This window comes from Spiroplasma endosymbiont of Megaselia nigra (assembly GCF_003987485.1).
Lineage (GTDB): Bacteria > Bacillota_I > Bacilli_A > Mycoplasmatales > Mycoplasmataceae > Spiroplasma.
Genome location: NZ_RCOO01000100.1, coordinates 1 through 4,057, shown reverse-complemented (window position 1 = coordinate 4,057; position 4,057 = coordinate 1). Strand labels below are relative to the sequence as shown.

General features: G+C 27.2%; 5 protein-coding genes. All 5 read left to right on the top strand.

Features of this window, described 5'->3' with window-relative positions; translation table 4 throughout:
• Window positions 1–791: 791 nt before the first annotated feature.
• The 5 genes from D9R21_RS04725 to D9R21_RS04705 are packed head-to-tail and all read left to right on the top strand — an operon-like array spanning window position 792 to window position 3,683.
• The gene (locus D9R21_RS04725) at window positions 792–1,661 is read left to right on the top strand and encodes a hypothetical protein (RefSeq protein ID WP_126821305.1); all 870 of its coding nucleotides are present in this window, start codon (window positions 792–794) and stop codon (window positions 1,659–1,661) included.
• 11 nt (window positions 1,662–1,672) lie between these two features.
• Window positions 1,673–2,131: a hypothetical protein gene (locus D9R21_RS04720; protein WP_126821304.1), complete on the top strand. Its 459-nt coding sequence runs from the start codon at window positions 1,673–1,675 to the stop codon at window positions 2,129–2,131.
• Window positions 2,132–2,148: 17 nt separating this feature from the next.
• On the top strand, window positions 2,149–2,649 hold the full coding sequence (locus D9R21_RS04715; protein WP_126821303.1) for a hypothetical protein: 501 nt from the start codon (window positions 2,149–2,151) through the stop codon (window positions 2,647–2,649).
• Window positions 2,642–3,376, top strand: coding sequence for a hypothetical protein (locus D9R21_RS04710; RefSeq protein WP_126821302.1), 735 nt, complete (start codon window positions 2,642–2,644; stop codon window positions 3,374–3,376). The genes D9R21_RS04715 and D9R21_RS04710 overlap by 8 nt, the downstream gene beginning before the upstream one ends.
• A 34-nt stretch (window positions 3,377–3,410) precedes the next feature.
• Complete coding sequence (locus D9R21_RS04705; protein ID WP_126821301.1) at window positions 3,411–3,683, top strand: hypothetical protein; 273 nt, start codon at window positions 3,411–3,413, stop codon at window positions 3,681–3,683.
• Window positions 3,684–4,057: the final 374 nt, after the last annotated feature.

The following is a 4,057-nucleotide window of genomic DNA, read 5'->3' as shown; positions in this document are numbered from 1 at the left end:
TTTATATTTTGATTTAATTAGCTTAATTCGCCATCCACCTCACTTTTGGGGTGGGTGGTGGCGATAATAAAATTCTATATTTAAACAGGGTTTATCCCCCAACGGAAGTAAAACAAATTTACCCAGTTATTAATTACGTTTCATCCATCCCTAGACAACTTTATATAAAGAAAATAACCTTTTGGAGTTCCAACCCTCTTGTTTTTTTGCTTGTTTTCATAAAAAGAGTGCTGTTAAACCGAAAAAACAATATCGGACACTAAAAAAATAAGAGGGTTGGAACTCCAAAAGGTTATTTTCTTTATATAAAGTTGTCTAGGGATGGATGAAACGTAATTAATAACTGGGTAAACTGTTTTTTGTTTATTTCCGTATGGGGGGGTAAACTCTATCAAAATATCCTACCGCCCCCGCTCACCCCCGAAGTGAAGCGGGCGGCGAAGTAAATAAATACTAAAACATAACACATTACTTACTAAATATCAAAATATTAACCAACAAAGAAATTTTCTGTTTATTTAAAAAATAAATAAAAAGAAAAGAAAAAATATTATGCAATAATATAAAAGTAAATATATCAATAAAACTTGAAGTGAAATAACAATTTCGTTTGATTGAATTAATTGTAACCTTGTTGATTGTCGTATTTCTCACCATAAAAAGCATTATGATTTACAATGTTTAGAATTAGCAAAAATGTACTTAAATTTATTTGAAAAACACTGAGATGTTATGGTTTCTTATATGAAACATTACAAAATTAACGATATTTTAGATTTATCATCAGATGGTTGAAAAATATTACAAATTGAGAAGAAAATCAAACAAATAAACTAAAATATATTATTGCAATTGATCCTACCGGAATCGGACAAACTGGGATTGTTATTTATAATGTTTTGGAAAAGAAAATAATGAATAATATTACTTTTCATTCTAACTCTGAAGAAGAAGCAATAAATAATATCTATTTAATGTTGAACAAATTTAAAAATCAAACTTGTTCTTATTTAAATAAAGTTCTTGTAATAATTGAAGATTATCAACTGCATAAGGGATTAAAAATAACAAATCCTTTATCTACTCCTAAATTCATTGGTGGTTTAAAAGTTTTATGTAAATATCTATTTAATTTAAAATATGTTTTACAATCGCCGGTTGTTAAGAAAAACTATCTTTATAAAGGAAATATTAAAATGACAGAACATGAATTAGATGCTTGAAAACACCTACAATATTTTTTAACAAAAGGAGTTGATAAAAATGGCGCAAAAAAAAGCAATCTACCTAAAAAATCACTAACTAATAAACTTAAAATAAAAAATAAAAGAGTTAACAAATTAGAATTAACTGTTAGACTGCATGAAAACCCAATTAAAACTAAAATTAAAGCGCTGGTTGCTGGTGGGGTTGAAGTTGATGCTTGTTCTGCTAAATGTCAGTGAGAAGGATTAAATTATTCAACATTATCAATATATAATCCGCCAATTGTATCTGAGTTTTTAAAATTAAGAAAAGATGATGAGATAAAAATTAAAGGTTCAGTATTTAATCAACTAAATTTAAAAAATAAACGATATTTTTTATCTTTTCGAGTTGATAGTTTTGAAATTATTCAAAAAGCGATTAGAAAAAGAACAAATACAAATATTAAAAAATAGGAGGAAAAACAATGGCATTAAAAAATGTAAAATATGTTCTTATTAATGAAAATAATGAACTTATTAAAAATGAAGATGTTAGTTTAGATATTAAAACGGCAGAAGTTATTTTAAAAAATTCTGAAGAAATTAATGAATTTAATGCAAGTAATTTAGAAAATAGTAATCAACAAATCAACGAACTACAAACAAAAAATACTGAATTAATTTCACAATTAGAACAACAAACACTTCAATTAAAACAAATTGAAATTAATAATTTTAATAATTCTTTAACTGATAATGAAGAGTTTAAAAATGTCTTACTAAAATCTTATGATATTAATGATGACATTGAAGTTATTAAAATACACTTACAAAGTGTTTGTGATGAATTAATCAAAGTACAAACCGTTAATACCGGTGGTGTACCAAAAACAGAAAACAAAGAAAACAATATTTTAGATACAGACAATGTATTTAATAAATAGAAAGAAGGAATAAAATTATGGCACAAAACCCACAAAGAATATTTGGTGATATTGCTAACCAAGCAACACAAAAAGAGCGTGAAACATTTGACCAATGATATTTACAAACTTATCAACAAAAATTTAGTTGAGAAACATTATTTGCATGAAAAGAAGCTAATAAATTTGGTTTAACATACAAAAGAAAGAAAAATATTAAATATAACGAAGATTCAGGAAAAGATGGACAAGTATTTAATACTGATGATAATTTATTAAAATACTCAACAGTAGAATTTGAAGATGGCATTGTTGAATTAGATACAATTTTAACTTTTGCTCGTAAATTAGACCCCATAGAAAGTGATTTTAATCCCAATCTTTGGGCTGCTGATATTGAACAAGCAATGGATACTGGGGTTGCTTATAAACGCAATAAGATCTTAGATATTATTAACAAAGAAACAGTTACAACTATTCAAGGTAAAAAAAGCTGCTGATACAAACGCTTTACAAATTCATGATGAAATTATGGATAAAATATATGAAAATGGTTTTACGCCATCAGAAACAATTGTTTTTGGTTCAGCTGATTTTATTCGTGGAATTCGTAATAAATTACAGTTGCAACTTGGTGCAAATGATCAAATAAACAGTGTAATTGCAACAAGTGAGGCAATGAAAAATGTTGAAGGAACAACATACTATATGGTTCCAAAAAAATTACCAATTATTAATAAAGATGGTTCTGAAGGAACAATTAGTTTGTTACCCGATGGTGTTAATGCAATTGCCTTTAAATTTAGTAAAAAATATGACCCACTTATCTTACGTAAAAAAGACCACACTCCATTGAGGGTTGGTGCTGCTGCATTGGGTACCGGAATGGGTAATACTTTGATTATGGAAAGGGTTTTATATTTAGGGGGAGCTGTAGTTGAACAGAGAGGAATTATTAAACATATTGTTTCAAAAATTGATATTAGTAAAATTAATAAATTAGATAAACCAACTATTCATGTAACAGACCCAACACAAACAACAATAGAACAATTAAAACCACAATTTAAAGATGTTGTTTTAAAAGCAGTAAAAACTGTAGATAGTTCTTTAACTGAAAGTGATTTTGATTACTTTATTGAAAGTAGGGGTGAGGATTGACCAATTGATATTACAAACAATAAAACTGTTTCTGTTCAAATTGAAGGTAAAAACAATGCTACTGGCCAAACAAATCCGATTGATGTAGTAATTAAAAATACTTAAGTACTAAAAAATAGTACTTTTTCGTTGATAAATTATGCCAATTGGAACAAGCAAAACTGCTCTGATTTATGCTATTAAAAAAATACCCACAAGATTGTCAATTCAGCAACAACAAAAAAGTTTTGGTTTACAATTATTAGAATTTTTAGGAATACAAGTTTTATCTCTTGGTTTATCAGTTTTGGCTGGGGGAATTGCTTCGGCCGTTGGACTTGGCGTGGGATTGTCTAATTTTGCTGCAGCATTTATCTCATTTGGAGTAGAAATAACAACAGATTTTGCGGTAAATCAATATATGATAGTTTAACTTCAGAAGTAACCGCAAAAAGTACTGCCTTAAATTTATTACCAGCAATTGGTGGAATTGGTAAATTAACACGAGCAGCACGAACAACTAGAATTTTAAAATTAGCCAAAGAAACTAAATTACTTGAAAAATTAGGTGTAATAATTGCTAATAACTTAGAAGATATTGTAAGACAAGTTGCATGTAAAAAGATTTTATCTGATAAACTAATATTTGATTTTATAAATCAGGTTAATAATGAAACGTTATTATATACAATTGGTAAATTAGCTCGCAATGATTTTTATAAAGGTTTTAAAGTTTCTAAAATAAATACAATTAATAATTTATTAAAAATTGAAAAAAACCTTCAAAAAATAAGTCCCAAGTTAGTT